At 75.8% G+C, this 496-nt stretch carries 1 pseudogene; it reads left to right on the forward strand.

The features are described from left to right. Positions 1 to 496 (forward strand): annotated as a pseudogene (locus G3I65_RS56220) (helix-turn-helix transcriptional regulator); the annotation flags it as partial.

Below are 496 nucleotides of genomic sequence, written 5' to 3' on the forward strand. Positions count from 1 at the left end.
GCCATCCGCGGGCTCGGGCTGGCCGCCACCGGCCGGGCGAAGCAGGCCCGGCGCGACTACGAGCAGCTCACCACGCGCCTGCGCCACGGCGCTCAGGCGCAGCGCGCGACGATGGCGCGTGGCTGGCTCAACCTGCTCACCGACCGGCTCGACGACGCCCGCGTCGACCTGGAAACCGCCGTGCCCACCAGCTACCTCGGCGGCTCCGCGCGGATTTCGCTGTGGGCCCGCGCGTGGCTGGCGCGCACGCAGTTCCTCACCGGCGAACTCGACAGCGCCCTCACCACCGTGCGCGAGGCCGAAGAACTGCAGGACCGGACCGGCATCCTGCTCACCGGCCCGTTGCTGTCGTGGACGGCCGCGGCGGTGCACGCGCTGCGCGGCGAGTGGGACGCCGCCGACGCCCACCTCCTGCGCAGCGACACCGGGGCGAGCGGCTACCCGATCATGCGGATCCCGGGCCTGCTGGCGCGAGCGCACGTCGCCGAGGCGCGCG

The organism is Amycolatopsis sp. SID8362, assembly GCF_010550475.1.
GTDB classification, from domain to species: Bacteria; Actinomycetota; Actinomycetes; order Mycobacteriales; family Pseudonocardiaceae; genus Amycolatopsis; species Amycolatopsis eburnea.